Genomic DNA, 16560 nt, shown 5'->3' with positions numbered 1-16560 from the left:
GCTCCCGGCGTCGGTCAGGCGGTCGGGAACGTCCGCCGGATCCCGGCTCGGCCGAGCAGCCGGACCACCTGGTCGTGACGCTCGGTGACGCGTGCGAGCAGCGCCGGCAGATCCGGGACGACGTCGTCCGCCGACGGGTCGGACGCGTCGGAGCAGCGGAGGAACACGATCGACGCCAGGTCGTCCGACGCGCAGGCCAGGCGGTCGAGCGCCTCGGCCAGCCGGGCGCGCTGGCGCGTGGGGACGTCGGCGACGACGGGGTCGACCTCGAGCCGGACGCACCGGGCGTGGAGCTCTCTGACACCGAGGACGACGTCGTCCTCCGGCCTGCGCGACGCGGCGGGGACCGAGGCGATCGCCGCTAGACGGCGGGCGTGCTCCAGGAGGTCACCGGCGGCCCAGTTCGGGTCCGCGGCCGCAGGCGTGAGCATGGCGCTGAACGTAGACCGCCGCCCGGACGGAATCCCTCAATTTGCAGCGACGATGCGCAGGACCTCGTCCTGGAACGCGACGACGTCGCCGTCCCGCAGCTGCCTGCCGCGCCGCTCCTCGGGCTCGCCGTTGACGGTCACGAGGCCCTCCTGGAGCGCCGCCTTCGCCTCGCCCCCCGAGTCGACGGCCCCGGACAGCTTCAGCAGCTGCCCGAGTCGGACCATGTCCCCGCGGATCTCGACGTCTCGCACCGCACGATGGTCGCAGGAGTGGGGCTCCGGAGGCCGTCGCGTCCCCCCGCCCCGGGCGCCGCCGCGAACCGAAGGAGCACCGAAGAACCGCCCGAGGGGTGCGACGTACGCTGCTCCGCCTCTGTTACGACTTCGTCGCATCACGGATCGCACTGCGCACGTCACGCCGGGCGTGTCAGCCCCGGCGCAGTCCTCCGTCCCCCACCTCAGTGCCCTCGACGGGCTCCGCGGCGTCGCTGCACTCGGCGTCGCGGTCGCCCACGTCTGGCGCTTCGTGCGCGGGGACGGTGCCGCCCCGGACGGGAGGCTGCTCAACGGCCTCATCGGCGAGGGCCGGATCGGCATGCCCCTGTTCTTCGTGCTCTCCGGCTACCTCATCTTCCGGCCCTTCGCGGCGGCGGCGCTCGACGGTCGTGCCCAGCCGCGGCTCTGGCCGTACGCGTTGCGGCGCGGCGCACGGATCATCCCCGCGTACTGGCTCGTGATCCTCCTCGCGCTCCTGGCGCTGAGCGTCCTCGCGCACCCCGCGGCGCGGCCGGTCACCGACCTGCCCGCGTTCCTGCTGTTCCTGCAGAACTACAGCCCGGGCACGCACGGGGCGATCGACGCGCCGACCTGGAGCGTGACGATCGAGGTGTCGTTCTACGTGGTCGTCCCGCTCCTCGGACTCCTCGCGGCGACGACCGCGGGACGCCTGCGGAGCGCGGTCGCCCGCCGTCGGGTGCTCGGCGCGGCGTGCCTCGTCCTGATGGTCGTGGGGTCGTACCTGATCGGCCAGGGCACCCTGCACGGCTGGGACCCGACGGTCACCGACACGCTGCCGGTCCGCATGGGGTCGTTCGCGGCGGGCATGCTCGTCGCCGTCCTCGCGCACGACCGGCGCATCCCGACGGGACGGGCGACCGCGATGGCGGCGGTCGGCCTGGTCCTCATCGTCGGCGAGGTGGCGGCGCGCATCTACGAGCTCGGCCCCGCGTCGGCGCGCGAGCTGCTGATCGACACCCCGATCACGATCGGGTTCGCCCTGATCATCGGGGCGATCGCGACCGGCCGTCCGACCGGCGCCGTGGTGATGGAGCGCGGTCCGCTGTTCCGGCTGGGTGCCCCGTCGTACGGCCTCTACCTCGTGCACTACCCCGTGATCCAGGTCCTGCGGTCGCTGGACGCGTTCCCGAAGGACCCGCTGCTGGCGGTCGTGGTCGTGATCGGGATCAGCATCGCGCTCGCCGTCGTCTCCTGGCGATTCGTCGAGTCGCCGGTGATCGACTGGGCGCACCGGCGGATGCCCTCCCGCCGCGTGCCGCGCCCCGCGATCGCACGGGCATCCGGCGACTGACCGTCCCGCACACGGACCCGGGAACGACGAGGGCCCCGCCGGAGCGGGGCCCTCGTCCGTCCTGCGCCGGGCCGATGCCGGCCCGGGGCGGGTCCTACCGGCCGCCGGCGACGGCGGGGAGGATCTGCAGCTCCTGCCGGTCGGCGACCGCGGTGCCGAGGCCGTCGCCGAAGCGGATGTCCTCGCCGTCGAGGTAGACGTTCACGAACCGCCGCAGGTCGCCCTCGGAGTCCGTCAGGCTCGAGCGGAGCTCCGGGTGGTTGCCGAAGAGGTGCTCCAGCGCCGTGCCGACGGTGGTCCCCTCGGCCTTGACCGTGCCCTCGCCGCCGGTGGCGGCGCGCAGCTGGGTCGGGATCTTGAACGTGACTTCGGCCATCAGACCGACACCTCCGTGCGGTGTTCCGCGGTCGCTTCGAACTGGTCGAAGTTGGGGTCGATCTCGCGGCACTCGAACGTGCCCCGGACCGCATCCAACGTCTTGAGGCCCTCGCCGGTGATGACGATCACGACGCGCTCGTCGGCGCCGATCCGTCCGCTGTCGGCGAGCTTCTTGAGGGTGGCGGTCGTGACGCCACCGGCCGTCTCGGTGAAGATGCCGGTCGTCCGCGCGAGGAGCGCGATGCCCGCGCGGATCTCGTCGTCGGTGACCTGGTCGATCGTGCCGGCCGTCTGCCGGGCGAGCTCGATCGCGTAGGGGCCGTCGGCGGGGTTGCCGATGGCCAGCGACTTGGCGATCGTGTCCGGCTTGACCGGGCGGCAGACGTCGTGACCCTGCTCGAAGGCGTGGGCGACCGGGTTGCAGCCGGCGGCCTGCGCGCCGCTCATGATCGGCAGCGCCTGGTCGGCGTCGAGCAGCCCGAGGTCCTTCCACTCCTGGAAGCCCTTGCCGATCTTCGTGAAGAGCGACCCGGAGGCGATCGGCGCGACGATGCGGTCCGGCGTCTGCCAGCCGAGCTGCTCGGCGATCTCGTACGCCAGGGTCTTCGAGCCCTCGGCGTAGTACGGGCGCATGTTCACGTTCACGAACGCCCAGTCGGGGCGCTCGCCGGCGATCTCGGTGCAGAGCCGGTTGACGTCGTCGTAGTTGCCCCGGACGGTGACGACCGTGGCGCCGTAGATGCCGGTCGCGAGGATCTTCTGCTCCTCGAGGTCGGCCGGGATGAAGACGTAGACGGGCATCCCCAGCGCGGCGCCGGCGGCGGCGACGGCGTTGGCGAGGTTGCCGGTCGAGGCGCACGCCAGCGTCGTGAAGCCGAGCTCCTTGGCGCGGGCGGCGGCGACGGCGACGACGCGGTCCTTGAAGGAGTGCGTCGGGTTCGCGGCGTCGTTCTTGACCCAGACCTCGCGGAGCCCGAGCTCCTTGGCGAGGTTGTCGGCGCGGACGAGCGGCGTCGAGCCGGCGGGGAGCCCCTCGAGGCCGGGGGTCTGGCCGGGGCCGCTGGCCGCGAGCGTGGGGACGCGGTCGAGCGGCAGGAAGTCGGCGTAGCGCCAGATGTTCGGCGGCCCGGCCTGGATGCGGCGGCGGATCGCGTCGGGATCGCCCGCGGACGGGTGCTCCTCGTACTTCACCTCGAGCGGCCCGAAGCACTTCGAGCAGACGAAGTGGGCCTCGAGCGGGTACTCGCTGCCACACTCGCGACAGGTCAGGGAACTGGCAGACATGGGCTGAACTCCTCGTCGGTCCTCCGCCGAAGGGGTGTGGCGGAGGTCCGTACTGGTCCAGCCACACATCTCTCTGGAATTGGCACCTCTCCGCGTCGGCGATTTCGCGGTGGTTGCCGGGGGTTCAAAGGGCCAGTCCCTCCCCCCCTCTGGATGTGCTGATCGTGCTCGTTGCGGAGCGTATCAAGCGCCCCGGGTTCCCGGACGTACCGGGGAGTTCGCTCAGCGCGCGACCGCGTCGACCGAGTGGTCGACGCGCGTGAGCAGCGAGATGTGCGGCAGGCCGTGGTGGCCGAAGATCGCGCGGCGACCCAGGGCGAACGCGCGCTCCTTCAGCGTGTAGCTCGTCGGGTGCCCCTCGCCGAGGCGGATGACGTACGGGCGGCTCTGCTTCTCGGTGACGAAGCCCGCCGCCCAGACCATGCGGCGGTGCGCGGCGAGGTTCGGGTGCCACCACTGGACGAGGCCCTCGTCGGCCTCGAGCAGCGCGACCGCCCGGCGCGGGTGCTGGAGCGTCGCGCGGACGCGCAGCATCTCGGCGGAGAGGAAGTGCCCGGTCGTGACCTTCCGGATCGCCTCCATCGCCTTCACCGGGTTCTGGAGGTGCAGCATCAGGCTGCCGCAGATCGCGAAGTCGAACTCGCCGACGGCCTCGCGGGTGAGGTCGTAGACGGAGATCGCGCGCCGGTCGACCTTCGAGCCCAGCAGGCGGTGCGCGGTCGTGAAGCCGGCCGCCTTGTCCTCGCCGACCATGCCCTCGAGGACCGGGGCCGCGAGCGGCCGGCCGCGGACCGGGATGTCCCACTGCGTCTGGTCCTTGAGGTCGATCGCGACGACCTCCGACGCGCCGCGGCGCTCCATCTCGAACGCGAGGTGCCCGTCCCAGGTGCCGACGTCCAGGCACCGCTTGCCGCGCAGGTCCGGCCACGGCATGGAGTCGATGATCGGCCGCAGGTCGAACCACCCGGGGGTCGAGATCCCGTGCGGGAGATCGATCGTGTGGTACCAGAGGGGAACGGCGTCGACGGCCGCGCGCACCTCGGCGGCGGACGGCGCGGCCGCGGATGCGGTCGGCGAGGTCATGGGCGTGCACGGTACAGAGAAGCCCCGGGCCGATCGCTCGTGCCCCGGGAGACGGACGACCCGCGAGGGACGTCGTGGGGACGCGGAGTAGACTGCAGGGACCGTGCTCCCCGTCGACGACGATCCCCTCAGTCCCGATGCCGACGTTCCCTCGTCCCCGCTTCGGGTTCGGTACCCGGTCCGCTGAGAGTTCCTCGTCGGGCCAGGGCGAGCCCGACACCCCCCAGATCGACGTCGTCGAGGCCCACGGCCTCCGATGGATCAACCTCGGGCGCTCCAGCCGCGTCGAGATGGCGTGGCTCCAGGAGCACTACGACTTCCACGCGCTGGACTACGAGGACGTCTCGTCCCGCAACCAGCGGCCGAAGGTCGACAAGTACGACGACTACCTGTTCATCGTCCTCCACTTCCCGGACTACGACAAGAACATCGGCCGCCTGAACGCGCTGGAGCTCGACGTCTTCATCGGGCCGGACTTCGTCATCACGATCCCGAACCGCCCGCTGCGGACGATCGACTACCTGTTCTCCCGCGTGGAGGACCGCGAGGAGGAGCGCGAGCGCCACTTCTCCCGGGGCGCCGGCTACCTGCTCTACCGCATCGTCGACGAGTGCGTCGACGCCTCGTTCCCGATGCTGCGCAAGATCGGCAACAAGCTCGAGAACCTCGAGGAGGACATCTTCGAGGGCCGCTCGAAGGAGATCGTCCGCGACATCTCGAACGCGAAGCAGGAGATCATCAACTTCCGCAAGATCGTCCGCCCGCAGCGGACGGCGCTGAAGGACCTCAACGCCGCGCGGCGGTACCTCGTCGAGGACGAGGAGCTCTACTTCGACGACATCAACGACGCCTCCGAGCGCGTCTGGGACATGCTCGAGAACTTCAAGGAGGTCGCCGAGGCGCTCGAGGGCTCGAACGAGTCGGTGCTCGCGCACGACCAGAGCGACTCCCTGAAGGTCCTGACCGCGATCACCGTGATCGTCCTGCCGCTGACGCTGATCGCATCGGTGTTCGGCATGAACGTGAAGGTCCCGGGCGAGGCCGACGCCGGCGCGTTCTGGGTGCTGATGGGCGTGATGATCACGATCCTCCTGAGCATGATCTGGTGGTTCCGGCGGAACGACCTGCTGTGAGCGCCGCGGTGCCCGGGGACGCCGCCGCGGCGGTGAGCGCGGCGCCCTTGGTGAGCGTCGTGATCCCCGCGCGCGACGCCGCCGCGACGATCGGGCGCGCCGTCCGCGCGGTGCTGGACCAGCGGGACGCCCCGCCGTTCGAGCTCGTCGTCGTCGACAACGCGTCACACGACGGCACCGGCGGGCTCGCCGCGGAGGCCGGAGCGCGGGTCGTCCGGCTCGACGACCGCGCCGGCGGGCCGGGACGCGCCCGGAACGCGGGGGTCGCCGCCGCACGCGGGGCGCACGTCGCCTTCACCGACGCCGACTGCTTCCCGACCCCCGGCTGGCTCGCGGCGCTCTGGTCGGCGGCGGACGGCGCCCACGGCTCGGACCTCGTCGCCGGCCCCGTCGCCGCCGATCCGACCGTGCCCCGTGGCACGTGGGACCGCACGCTGGAGTACCCCGCCCCCACGCCGCTCTGGGCGACCGCGAACCTGCTGGTCCGCCGCACGGTGCTCGACCGTGCCGGGGGCTTCGACGACTGGGTCGCGGACGCCACCGAGGCGCCCCGGCGGCCGTTCGGCGAGGACACCGTCGTCGCGTGGCGGGCGATCCGCTCGGGGGCGCGCACCGCGTGGGCGCCCGACGCGCTCGTCGAGCACGCCGTGTTCCCGCGCGACGCCCGCGGGTGGGTCGCCCAGTACCGGGACCTCCGCCACATGCCGGGACTGGTGCGGCAGGTCCCCGAACTTCGGCGCGAGCTCCTGACCGGCGGCGTCGTGCTGAACGGCGCGACGGCGACGACGAACGCCGCGCTGGCGGGCGTCCTGCTCGCCGCGGTGACGCGCCGACGGGCACCGCTCGCGGCGGCCGTACCCTGGCTGGTGCGTCAGGGCCTCGCCGTCCGCGAGGTCGGGGTCCGGATCGCCGCCGTGCGGGCGGCGGGCGAGCTGGTCGGTGCCGCGTCGCTGTCCGTGGGCAGCGTGCAGCACCGGACCCCGGTGCTCTGACCGCGGTCCTACCGCGCGGACTTCTTCTTCTTCGCGGCCGCGGCCTTCGCCTTGGCCGCCTTCTTCGCCGCCGCGTCCTTGCGGGCCATCGACGTGGTGCGGAAGACGCGGACGTTGGCGCTCTTCGCGACCGCCGCCGCCTCGGGCGAGTTGCCGGTGATCGCGACCTTCGCGACGACGCTCGCCTTCGGCGTCAGCGCCTTGACCTGGCGGGCGGAGAGCGGCACGAGGACCGTCGCGTACGTCGAGCGGGCGGCGGTGACCTTGTAGACCACGGACGCGGAGCTGACGCCGGAGAACGTGGTCTTCACCCGGCCGCTGCAGACGGTGGTGGCACCGGTGCACCGGATCCGCACCGGGACGCGGTTGCGCGTGTCGGGCCGCACCGACGAGCCGCGGACCGTGAGGACGAGCTTCCGCTTGACCGGGACGACCGGCGGGTTCGGCGTGACGACCACCGGGGTCGTCGGCGTCGCGGCCGCGCGCTCCTTGTCGGCCTGCTTGAGCATCCAGTCGGCGGCCTCGCCGTAGATCTTGCGGGCCTCGACCTCCTCCGCCCCGCCCGGGGAGCTGTCGAGGAAGCTCGAGTAGATGTTGTGCGCGGTCGGGAGCGTCGGCATCGTCTCCGTCGCGTGGACGTACCGGACGGTCGTGCGGTCGGGGATCTTGTCGTGGATCAACTGCCCCTGGCGGTCGCCCACCGAGCGGTCCGCCGAGCTGCCGTCGGGGTTGCGGCCGGCCTCGATCGCGAAGAGGTTCCCGATGCGGTTGGTCTGGGTGGACGGCGACAGGCGCGAGACGTTGTCGGGGTGCTCGGGCGTGTTGAACCAGTCCCGGACCGCGGTCTGCGCGATCTGGCCCTGGAAGAAGTCCCCCAGCGTGATGCCGCGCAGCTCGCCGGAGTCCTGGAAGAAGGCCTCCATGTCGAGGGGGCCGCCGTCGGAGACGACGCACTTGGAGATGTCCGAGCGGATGATCTGCAGCATCGCGGCGAGGTGGCCGCCGGACGAGAGCCCGTAGATGCAGATCGGCACCCCCGGGTTCTTCTCCCGGATCGTCTGGAGCTGCAGTCCGAGGTCCGCGAGCTCGTCCTGGACCGCCCCGGAGTACCCACCCGCGCGGTGCGTGATGACCTGGACCTCGATGCCCTTGGACTGCATGAGCTGCGTCCACCAGTCGAGGTACTTGAAGAGCTCGAGCAGCGTGTTGGTGCCGCCCGTCCAGCCGGCGCCCGGGACCGCGGCGACGATCATCTTCCGCTCGCCCTGGGCCGGGTGGACCTCCACGGGCTGGGGCTTCGCGCTGGCCTTGAGCTCCGACCACGTCACCGGATCGGCCTGCGCGGCGGCCGGGAGCGCCGCGGCGGCACCGACGACGAGGACACCCCCGAGCAGCGCCGTGCGGAGCCTGCGGGCGCGCGATGAACGAAGGGGGACTGCTGCTGAGGTCATGTGGGGCACTGCTCCGGGGGACGGCGTGTTGCGGCGAGGCTACCAACGATCGTCGGCGTCCCGGCGCAGTCGATCGTCCGCCGGACGTGCAGGAGGTTCCCTCGATCGTCGACCATCCGTCCAGGCCCCGGCGCGGGCCCGGCTCAGCGTTCCTCGCGGCGCGCCAGGACGAGCGACCGTGCGGTCCCGGACCCTTCGATCCGCTCGACGACCAGCCCCGATTGGTGGGCCACCGCGGCGACGGTCTCGAGGTCGACGACGACGCCCGACCACAGCGGATGGCCGGTCACGTGCGGCGGCAGGTCGTCCTCCCCCGGCAGCCGCAGCGGGGCGACGCCGGAGCGGACGTCGAACGCCACCGCGCCCCCGGACTGCAGGACCCGGCCGAACTCGGCGATCGCGGCGGCGACGTGCTTGGCCGTCGGCAGGTGCGGGAGCACGCCGATGCACAGCGCGGCGTCCGCCACGTCGTCCGGCAGCCGCACGAGGTCGCCGACGTCGGTCGTCTGCCAGGAGACGTCGGGGAGCTCCCCCAGGCGGGTGCGCGCGGCCTCGATCATCCGCGAGGAGGCGTCGACGGCGACGACCTCGTCGGCGACGTCCGCGAGGGCCCCGGTCAGGCGCCCGGCGCCGCAGCCGAGGTCGAGGACCCGGCCCGCCCCCTGCGCGGACCAGCCGAGGTCGCGCTCGAGGGCGTCGAGGACGGCTTCGCCGGCCGCGCGGAAGGCGTCGTCCCCGATGGCCGTCCCTCCGGGCACCGAGTACCGCACGGCGTCCTCGCGCGCCCTGGCGTCCCAGAAGCGGACGATGCGGTGGAGCTCGGGATCGTCGTCGGCGGTCACGGTCGCCGATGCTACTTCGGCGTGTCCACCCTGCGGTCGCGCGTAACGTGGCGCGCGGAGCGGTGTTGCTCAGGTTCGTGAACGTCTCCGCGCCCGCCCCCGACGCCTCTGCGCTCACCTCGTCCCGGCGCAGGCGGCTCGCGGTGATCGTCAACCCGAACGCGACCACCACGTCACCCCGGCTGCGCAGTCTCGTCGTGCACGCGCTGTCGCACCGGTTCGACGTCGAGCCCGTGGACACCGAGGGTCCCCGGCACGCGACGGAGCTCGCCCGGATCGCCGCCGAGAACGGGGCGGACGCCGTCGTCACGCTCGGCGGCGACGGGACCGTCAACGAGGCGGCCAACGGCCTCGTCGGCACCGGGGTGCCGCTGGTGCCGCTGCCGGGCGGGGCGACGAACGTCTTCCACCGGCTGATCGGGATGCCCGGCGACATCGTCGACGCGACCGAGCACGTCCTCTCCCTCGCCGACCGCTGGGACCCGCGGCCCGTCGACGTCGGCCGGATCGGCGACCGGTGGTTCACGTTCGCCGCCGGCGTCGGGCTCGACGCCAGCGTCGTGCACCGGGTCGACCAGCGGCCGAAGCTCAAGGCGCGGTTCGGCCCGTGGTTCTACACCGCGGCCGCCGTGGGCACGTTCAATCGCACGTACGTGCGCCACCCGCCGCAGATGGTGCTCGAGCTCCCCGACGGCCGGGAGCTCCCGGGGGTCACCGCGATCTTCCAGAACGCCCCCGAGTTCACGTACTTCGCGAGCCGCCCCGTGCGGCTCCTGCACGGGCAGTCGCTGCACACCGGGAACCTCTCCGGTGCGGTCCTGCGCCACTCCCGGCCGACGGTGATGCCCGGTGTGACGCTCCGGGCCCTCGTGCCGTCGCTGGACCTCGGCCGGCACCGCGCCGTCGAGGCGGTGCACCCGCTCACGCAGGCGGTGGTGCGGTCGACGGACGACCGCGCGCTGCCGTTCCAGGTCGACGGCGACTACGTCGGCGAGACCGACCGCGCGGAGATCGCGGTGCAGGCCGGCGGCCTGCTCGTCGTCGCCTGACCGGAGGCGGCTCGCGGGCTCAGCCCGCCTGCGGCGCCGTCGGGTCCGGGGTGACCTCGTACGCGACGTGCAGGCGGCGCATCGCGCCCTTCGCGTCCAGCGTGTAGAACGCGCGCTTCTCGATGCGGAACCCGGCCTGGTGCAGCCACTGCCACAGGCCGGCGACGTTGGCCTGCCACCAGCCGTAGTCGGTCCACCCGGTCTGGAGCTTCGCCGCGGCGCGCCGGGGCGACGCGAGGGACAGGCGGATGTTGATCTCCTCGGCCACCAGCAGGCGCCCGCCCGGGGCGATCACGGTGCGCACGGCCTCGAGCGCGCCGACGGGGTCCCGGACGTGGAGCAGGAGGTCGGACAGGACGACGTGGTCGAACGGCCCGCCGACGGTGTCGGGCGAGATCTCGTCGATCGGGGTCAGCGCCCGGCGGACCTGCGAGCCGCGGAGCTTCGCGGCGAGCTTGAAGCGGACGCCGGGCTCGGCGTCGCCGCCGTCGGCGAGCAGGCGGGGGCGGTTGCGGGGCGGCCACTGCGCCTGGTCGAACGTCTCGAGGTCGACGGCGGCGACCTCGGCCGCACCCCGCTCCTCCATCGCGAAGGCGAAGTAGCCGTCGAACGTGCCGACGTCGAGGCAGCGCTTGCCCGTCAGGTCGGCGGGCAGGAGCTTCGGGGTCATCGCCCGGTGGTCGACCGTGCCGTCGGTGAAGCGGCCGGGAGCGACCTCGATCGTGTGGTACCACGGCTGCCCGAGGGCCTCGGCGAGGAGGGCCTCCCGGTCCTGGGTCCCGATGTCGGGGGTGGCAGCGGTGTCGGAGGACGGCACGGCCAAGAGGGTAGCCGGGGGCGGCGGGACCTGTCCGCGCGGGTCGGGCGGGCGAACGGGCGCTCCGCGATCCACGTCCGCGGCGGGACCGCTGCGGATTCCTGCCGTCGGGCGGCAGGGATCCGCGGCACCTCGTCCTCACGGACGGGCCGCTGCGGATTCCTGCCGTCACGCGGCAGGAATCGGCAGCACCGCGGTCGGCTTCACACCGACGGCGTGATGCGGAACGCGTCGAAGACCGACTCGGTGTTGCGCAGGCGGTTGACCGTCGTGCGCAGGACCTTGGTGTCCCCCACCTCGACGACGAAGCGGTTGCGCACCATCGGCGGCGTCGTCGTGCAGACGGCGGAGACGATGTTCACGCCGGCCTCGGCGAAGACGCGGGTGAGGTCCTCGAGCAGGCGATGGCGGTCATAGCCGTCGACCTGGATCTCGACCTTGAACGACTGCTGGTGCTGTCCGGCCCAGTCGACCGGGACGAAGCGGTCGGGGTCCTTGCGCAGCTGCTGGGCGTTCTGGCAGTCGTCGCGATGGATGGTGATGCCGCGGCCGAGCGAGACGTAGCCGACGATCGGGTCGCCCGGGACCGGGCGGCAGCACTTGGCCATGCGCAGCATGACGTCGCCGACGCCGTCGACGGAGACGCCGTAGCTCTTCGCCGTGCCCGTGGGCTGCCGGCGGACGACGTCCGGGCGCAGCAGGGCCTCGACGGGACCGGCGGGCTCGTCGTCGGCGGCCTCGCCCTCCTTGAGGTGCTTGAGGACCTTGTTGACGACGACGTGCGGGGAGACCTTGCCGCCACCGAGGGCGATGTAGAAGTCGTCGCCCTTCCGGTAGCCCATCTCCTTGATGACGTCGGCGAGCAGCGGCGAGCCGACGAGGCGCTGGGCCGGCAGGCCGGCCTTGCGCAGCTGCTCCTGCAGGAGCTCGCGCCCGAGGTGCTCGGAGTCCTCGCGGCCGGCGGCCTTGAACCACGCCTTGATCTTCGACCGCGCGCGGCTGGTCTGCGCGAGCGTCAGCCAGTCGCGGGACGGGCCGCGCTCGCGGTTGGCGGTGAGGACGTCGACGATGTCGCCCGAGCGCAGCGTGTAGCTCAGCGGGACGATCTTGCCGTTGACCTTCGCGCCCACGCAGCGGTGGCCGACGTCGGTGTGGACCTCGTAGGCGAAGTCGACCGGGGTGGCGCCGCGGGAGAGCGACTTGACGTCGCCCTTCGGGGTGAAGACGTAGACCTCGTCCTCGAACAGGGCGACCTTGAGGTCGTCCATGAACTCCTGCGGGTCGTCGTTGTCCCGCGAGGTGTCGAGCATCGCCCGCAGCCACGTGAAGCGGTCGCCGTCGGAGCGGATCTCGTCGACCGACGGGACGCCCGACGTCGTGGTCGTCGCGCCGGTGTTCGTGTCCTGCGGCGCGCGCTGCTTGTAGATCCAGTGCGCGGCGACGCCGAACTCGGCGGTGCGCTGCATGTCCTGCGTGCGGATCTGGATCTCCAGCGGCTGCCCCTCGGGCCCCACGACCGTCGTGTGCAACGACTGGTACATGTTGGCCTTCGGCATCGCGACGAAGTCCTTGAACCGCCGGGGCAGCGGCTTCCACAACGAGTGGATGACGCCGATCGCGCCGTAGCAGTCGTTCACCGAGTCGACCACGACGCGCATCGCCGTGAGGTCGTAGATCTCGTTGAACTCCCGGCCCTTGCGGGTCATCTTCTGGTAGATCGAGTAGAAGTGCTTCGCCCGGCCGGAGATCTCGGCCTCGATCCCGACGCCCTCGAGCTCGCGCGCCAGGTACGCGCCGGCGCCGGCGACGTAGGTCTCGCGCTCGCCGCGCTGCTGGTTGACCAGGCCCTTGATCTCCTGGTACTTCCGCGGGTGCAGCGTCGCGAAGGCGAGGTCCTCGAGCTCCCACTTGATCGCGTGGATGCCGAGGCGGTGGGCGATCGGCGCGTAGACCTCGAGGGTCTCCTTGGCGATCTCGAGCTGCTTCGGCCGCTTGTGCGCCGCCAGCGTGCGGGCGTTGTGGAGGCGATCGGCGAGCTTGATGAGGATGACGCGGACGTCCGCGGCCATCGCCACGACCATCTTGCGGTAGTTCTCGGCCTGCGCCTCGTCGCGCGAGGTGAACTGGATGCCGTCGAGCTTCGTGACGCCGTCGACGAGCAGCCGGACGGTGCGGCCGTAGCGGGACTCGATCTCCTCGAGCTCCGCGGCGGTGTCCTCGACGGTGTCGTGCAGGAGCGCGGCGACGACGGCCTCGGTGTCCAGGTGCATCCCCGCGCAGATCTTCGCGACCTCGACGGGGTGGGCGATGAACGGCTCGCCGGACTTGCGGCGCTGCTCGCGGTGGTGCACGCACGAGAACTCGAACGCGTCGTCGACGCGCTCGACGTCGATCGCCGCGCGGTCCTCCTCGGCGTGCTCGGCGATCACGGCGTGCAGGTCGGCCCGCAGCGAGAGCTCCTCGGCCGTCAGGACCTCGCCCTCCTGAGCGGCGTGGGCGACGTCCTCGGCGTGCACCGGAGGCATCTGCTGGCCGTTGCCGGGCGCTCCGGAGGCGAGGTCCGCCGCCGAGAGCCCGACGCGGTCGCGCGAGCGCTCGTCGGTCACGGGCACGCGCGTGCCCGTCCTGGTGCCGGAGGCGTCGGTCTCCGTGACCGAGCCGTTCCGGGCCGTCGGGTCGTCGCCGGGCGCGGTCACCGCACCGGCACCGGACCGGGGCGCGTCCCGGTCAGCCATGCGTGACGCTCCCGGCCGCGAGCGGTCCACGCACGGGCGGTCGGACCGTCGTCGAGCGGGCGGACCGGACCGTCGCCCAGCGCGACGACGCGCTCGACGCGGTCGACGACCACGGCGCCCGACTCCTCGAGCGCACGGAGGAGCAGGCCGAGCCACCAGCCGGAGAGCTCCGGGTCGGCGAGTGCGGCCACCGGCGTGGGTCCGTCGCGGCGCACGCGGCGGTAGAGCGCCGTCGCCCCGCTCCGCAGGTCGTGTTCGCGTCCGATCGCATCCACCGTGAATCGTAGCTCAGGGTCTCCCCATGCCCTCCAGGGCGTGACGTCGGGGAGGAGGTCGAGCGCGGCGGCGTGCGCCGGGTCGCTCGGCGGGTCGAGCGCGACCAGGTGGGCGGTGCCGTCCAGGGACCGGGGCGTCCGGGCGACGCTCCACCAGTCCGTCAGCGAGAAGCCGCCGACGACCTGCGCGAGCACGGCGGCGCGCCGGCCGGCGTCCGCGACCACGACGGTGACGGACTCGCCGGTCCCCACCAGGGAGGCGATCGCCGATGCCGCCCCGGACGCCGAGCGGTCGCTGAACCGCCCCGACCACGCGGTGTCGCTGACGGCGGGCACGTCCGGCAGCCCGGTCGGCGACTCGAGGACGGCCAGCGCGGCGTCCGCGGTCTCGCCGTCGAGGCGGTCGATCGCGTCGGGCGACGGCTGCATCAGCTCGCGGACCCGCAGCCTCGGCGTGACGTGTCCGCGGAAGGCGTGGCGCTCCAGGACGTAGGTGCCCGCCAGCGGCCCGCCGGCGTACGCGGCGCCCTCGGTCGCGCCGGGCAGGCGGTCCCGTCCGAACGCGACCGCCGCGACGCGGGACGACCCCGAGCTCAGCGTGAAGGCGACGTGCGCCCCGGCGGCCCCGAGCGGCCGGACGCCCTCGGCGCGGCCCGCGGGGACCAGGAGGACGGGTTCGGGGTTGCCCTCGCCGAACGGTCCGAGCGCCCGCAGCTCGTCGGCGAGGCCCATCCCGAGCTCCGTGCCGCCGACCACGGCGTCGACGGTCTCGACCGGCTCGAGCGCGTCCTCGTCGAGATGCCGCACCGCGTAGGTGCGCAGCGCGGAGGTGAAGGCGCCCAGGTGCTCCGGGAGCAGGGCGAGCCCCGCGGCCGCCCGGTGGCCGCCGTGCCGCAGCAGGTGCTCGGCGCACGCGTCGAGCCCGGCCAGCAGGTCGAACCCGGGGACCGACCGCGCCGAGCCGGTCAGCTCGTCGCCGTTGGTGCCGAGCAGCACGGCGGGGCGCTCGAACCGCTCGACGATCCGGGACGCGACGATGCCGACGACGCCCGGGTGCCAGTGCTCGCCGGCCAGCACGTAGACGGGCTGCGGCCCCTGGGCGGTCGCCTGCGCGACGGCCTCGTCGAGGATCCGTCGCTCGACCTCCCGGCGGTCGAGGTTCGCGCGGTCCAGGCGGTCGGCGAGCCGCTTGGCCTCCGTCTCGTCCCCCGACAGGAAGAGCTCCACGCCGACGTCCGCGCGGCCGATGCGGCCCGCGGCGTTGACGCGCGGGGCCAGGCGGAACGCGACCGCGGTGGCGTCGATGTCCTCCGGCGGGGTGTGCGAGACGTCGAGCAGCGCCCGTAGGCCCGGGCGGCGGGAGTCGGAGATCGCCCGGAGGCCCTGGCGGACGATCCAGCGGTTCTCGCCCGTCAGCGGGACGACGTCGGCGACCGTGGCGAGCGCCACGATGTCGAGATCGACGTCCGCGTCCGCCGGGTCCAGGCCCGCGGCCCCGAGCAGGGCCCCGGCGAGCCGCCACGCGACCGCGGCCCCGCAGAGCTGCGGGTACGGGTACCGGCCGTCGCCCGGGTGGACGATCGGGACGTCGGGGAGGCGGCCGTCGGCGCGCGGCCGGTGGTGGTCGGTGATCACCAGGTCGAGCCCGAGCTCCGTCGCCAGGGCGGCCTCGTCCACCGACGTGATGCCGCAGTCGACCGTGACCACCAGCCCGGTACCGTCGGCGGCCAGCCGCCGGACGGTCCGCTCGTTGAGTCCGTAGCCGTCCTCGACGCGGTGCGGCAGGAACCACCGGGCGTCCGCGCCGACCTGGCGCAGGGCCCGGACCAGGGTGGCGGTGGCGCACACGCCGTCGCAGTCGTAGTCGCCGTGCACGACGATCGGGGACCCCGAGCGGGCGTGGCGCAGCAGGACGTCCGCGGCCTCCGCGAGGCCCTGGAACGCGTCCAGGGGCGGGTGCTCGTCGGCCGCGAGGAAGTGCGCGGCGGCCGCGGGATCGTCGAACCCGCGACGGACCAGGACCTCGGCGCAGACCCGGCCGACGCCGAGGGACTCCTGGAGCCGCGCGACCTGACCGGCCGGCGCGGGTGGGATCTCGAAGCGCACCGGTCGAGGGTACGGGCGGGCCCGGACGAGGGCGCCCGGCCGGCCCGCGGCGCCCCGGTCGTCGGCGCGCCGGCGACCGGAGGTCCCGCGCGGGGCGCTACGAGGCGTCGGCCGCGGACTCGCGGCGCGCGCCCCAGAGCCACAGGACCGCGAGGGCGATCAGGGTGCCCGGCACGCCGAGGATCACGGTGCCGACGTCGGTGGCGTCGCGCGAGGGCATGTCGAAGCCGGACAGCGCGAGGCCGCCGATGATGCCGCCGGCGATCGAGATGCCGAAGGCGCCGACGATGCCGCCCGCGAACTTGTCGGGGACGAAGACGGTGAAGTGCCAGATGGCGAGGGCGATCAGCACCCAGACGAGCACGGCCATGTCAGACCTCCGTGGTTCCGCGGACG

At 73.3% G+C, this 16560-nt stretch carries 15 protein-coding genes and 1 riboswitch; of the genes, 4 read left to right on the top strand and 11 right to left on the bottom strand.

All coding sequences use genetic code 11. The features are described from left to right. Positions 1-14: 14 nt before the first annotated feature. The gene (locus PATMI_RS0118250) at positions 15-431 is read right to left on the bottom strand and encodes a hypothetical protein (protein WP_026911921.1); all 417 of its coding nucleotides are present in this window, start codon (positions 429-431) and stop codon (positions 15-17) included. Positions 432-467: 36 nt separating this feature from the next. Beyond that, positions 468-683, bottom strand: coding sequence for an RNA-binding S4 domain-containing protein (locus PATMI_RS38345; RefSeq protein ID WP_026911920.1), 216 nt, complete (start codon positions 681-683; stop codon positions 468-470). 172 nt (positions 684-855) lie between these two features. Here PATMI_RS38345 and PATMI_RS0118240 point away from each other — a divergent pair, with 172 nt between their 5' ends. Next, on the top strand, positions 856-2019 hold the full coding sequence (locus PATMI_RS0118240) for an acyltransferase family protein (protein ID WP_026911919.1): 1164 nt from the start codon (positions 856-858) through the stop codon (positions 2017-2019). 94 nt (positions 2020-2113) lie between these two features. On the opposite strand, the gene PATMI_RS0118235 is transcribed toward PATMI_RS0118240, so the two are convergent. From PATMI_RS0118235 to PATMI_RS0118225, 3 genes are all read right to left on the bottom strand, one after another. Next, positions 2114-2395, bottom strand: a complete 282-nt coding sequence (locus PATMI_RS0118235; RefSeq protein ID WP_026911918.1) for a ubiquitin-like small modifier protein 1 — start codon at positions 2393-2395, stop codon at positions 2114-2116. Continuing rightward, positions 2395-3681: a threonine synthase gene (thrC, locus tag PATMI_RS31380; protein WP_036726087.1), complete on the bottom strand. Its 1287-nt coding sequence runs from the start codon at positions 3679-3681 to the stop codon at positions 2395-2397. The genes PATMI_RS0118235 and thrC overlap by 1 nt, the downstream gene beginning before the upstream one ends. A 62-nt stretch (positions 3682-3743) precedes the next feature. Continuing rightward, positions 3744-3841, bottom strand: a riboswitch (SAM riboswitch). Positions 3842-3903: 62 nt separating this feature from the next. Beyond that, positions 3904-4764 (bottom strand): methyltransferase domain-containing protein, encoded by an 861-nt coding sequence (locus tag PATMI_RS0118225; RefSeq protein WP_026911917.1) that lies wholly within the window; start codon positions 4762-4764, stop codon positions 3904-3906. Positions 4765-4901: 137 nt separating this feature from the next. On the opposite strand from PATMI_RS0118225, the gene PATMI_RS0118220 reads away from it, so the two are divergent. Together PATMI_RS0118220 and PATMI_RS0118215 are read left to right on the top strand one after the other, a co-directional pair. Beyond that, entirely contained in the window at positions 4902-5897 is a 996-nt protein-coding gene (locus PATMI_RS0118220; RefSeq protein ID WP_026911916.1) for a magnesium transporter CorA family protein, read from the top strand. Then, positions 5894-6889: a glycosyltransferase family 2 protein gene (locus tag PATMI_RS0118215; RefSeq protein WP_026911915.1), complete on the top strand. Its 996-nt coding sequence runs from the start codon at positions 5894-5896 to the stop codon at positions 6887-6889. Before PATMI_RS0118220 ends, PATMI_RS0118215 begins: the two co-directional genes overlap by 4 nt. Positions 6890-6897: 8 nt before the next feature. Here the strand turns inward: PATMI_RS0118215 and PATMI_RS0118210 are convergent, their stop codons facing one another. Together PATMI_RS0118210 and PATMI_RS35000 are read right to left on the bottom strand one after the other, a co-directional pair. Beyond that, positions 6898-8340: an alpha/beta hydrolase family protein gene (locus PATMI_RS0118210; RefSeq protein WP_157260844.1), complete on the bottom strand. Its 1443-nt coding sequence runs from the start codon at positions 8338-8340 to the stop codon at positions 6898-6900. Between the two features lie 143 nt (positions 8341-8483). After that, positions 8484-9182, bottom strand: a complete 699-nt coding sequence (locus PATMI_RS35000) for a class I SAM-dependent methyltransferase (RefSeq protein WP_051472001.1) — start codon at positions 9180-9182, stop codon at positions 8484-8486. A gap of 62 nt (positions 9183-9244) precedes the next feature. Between PATMI_RS35000 and PATMI_RS34995 the strand changes: the two genes are divergently transcribed. Then, complete coding sequence (locus PATMI_RS34995) at positions 9245-10231, top strand: diacylglycerol/lipid kinase family protein (RefSeq protein WP_169738392.1); 987 nt, start codon at positions 9245-9247, stop codon at positions 10229-10231. Positions 10232-10250: 19 nt separating this feature from the next. Here the strand turns inward: PATMI_RS34995 and PATMI_RS0118195 are convergent, their stop codons facing one another. The 4 genes from PATMI_RS0118195 to PATMI_RS0118180 all read right to left on the bottom strand — a co-directional run bounded on the left by PATMI_RS0118195 (position 10251) and on the right by PATMI_RS0118180 (position 16534). Next, entirely contained in the window at positions 10251-11048 is a 798-nt protein-coding gene (locus tag PATMI_RS0118195; RefSeq protein WP_026911913.1) for a class I SAM-dependent methyltransferase, read from the bottom strand. A gap of 203 nt (positions 11049-11251) precedes the next feature. After that, entirely contained in the window at positions 11252-13783 is a 2532-nt protein-coding gene (locus PATMI_RS0118190; RefSeq protein ID WP_084270382.1) for a RelA/SpoT family protein, read from the bottom strand. Then, positions 13741-16164 carry a single-stranded-DNA-specific exonuclease RecJ gene (recJ, locus tag PATMI_RS34990; protein ID WP_051471996.1) on the bottom strand — a complete coding sequence of 808 codons (2424 nt, stop codon included), beginning with the start codon at positions 16162-16164 and terminating at the stop codon, positions 13741-13743. The genes PATMI_RS0118190 and recJ overlap by 43 nt, the downstream gene beginning before the upstream one ends. Before the next feature lie 97 nt (positions 16165-16261). After that, on the bottom strand, positions 16262-16534 hold the full coding sequence (locus tag PATMI_RS0118180; protein ID WP_026911911.1) for a hypothetical protein: 273 nt from the start codon (positions 16532-16534) through the stop codon (positions 16262-16264). Positions 16535-16560: the final 26 nt, after the last annotated feature.

The sequence above is a fragment of the Patulibacter minatonensis DSM 18081 genome (assembly GCF_000519325.1).
GTDB lineage: Bacteria > Actinomycetota > Thermoleophilia > Solirubrobacterales > Solirubrobacteraceae > Patulibacter > Patulibacter minatonensis.
The sequence above is the reverse complement of the archived record's forward strand: the minus strand, read 5'-3'. Positions and strand labels throughout refer to the sequence as shown.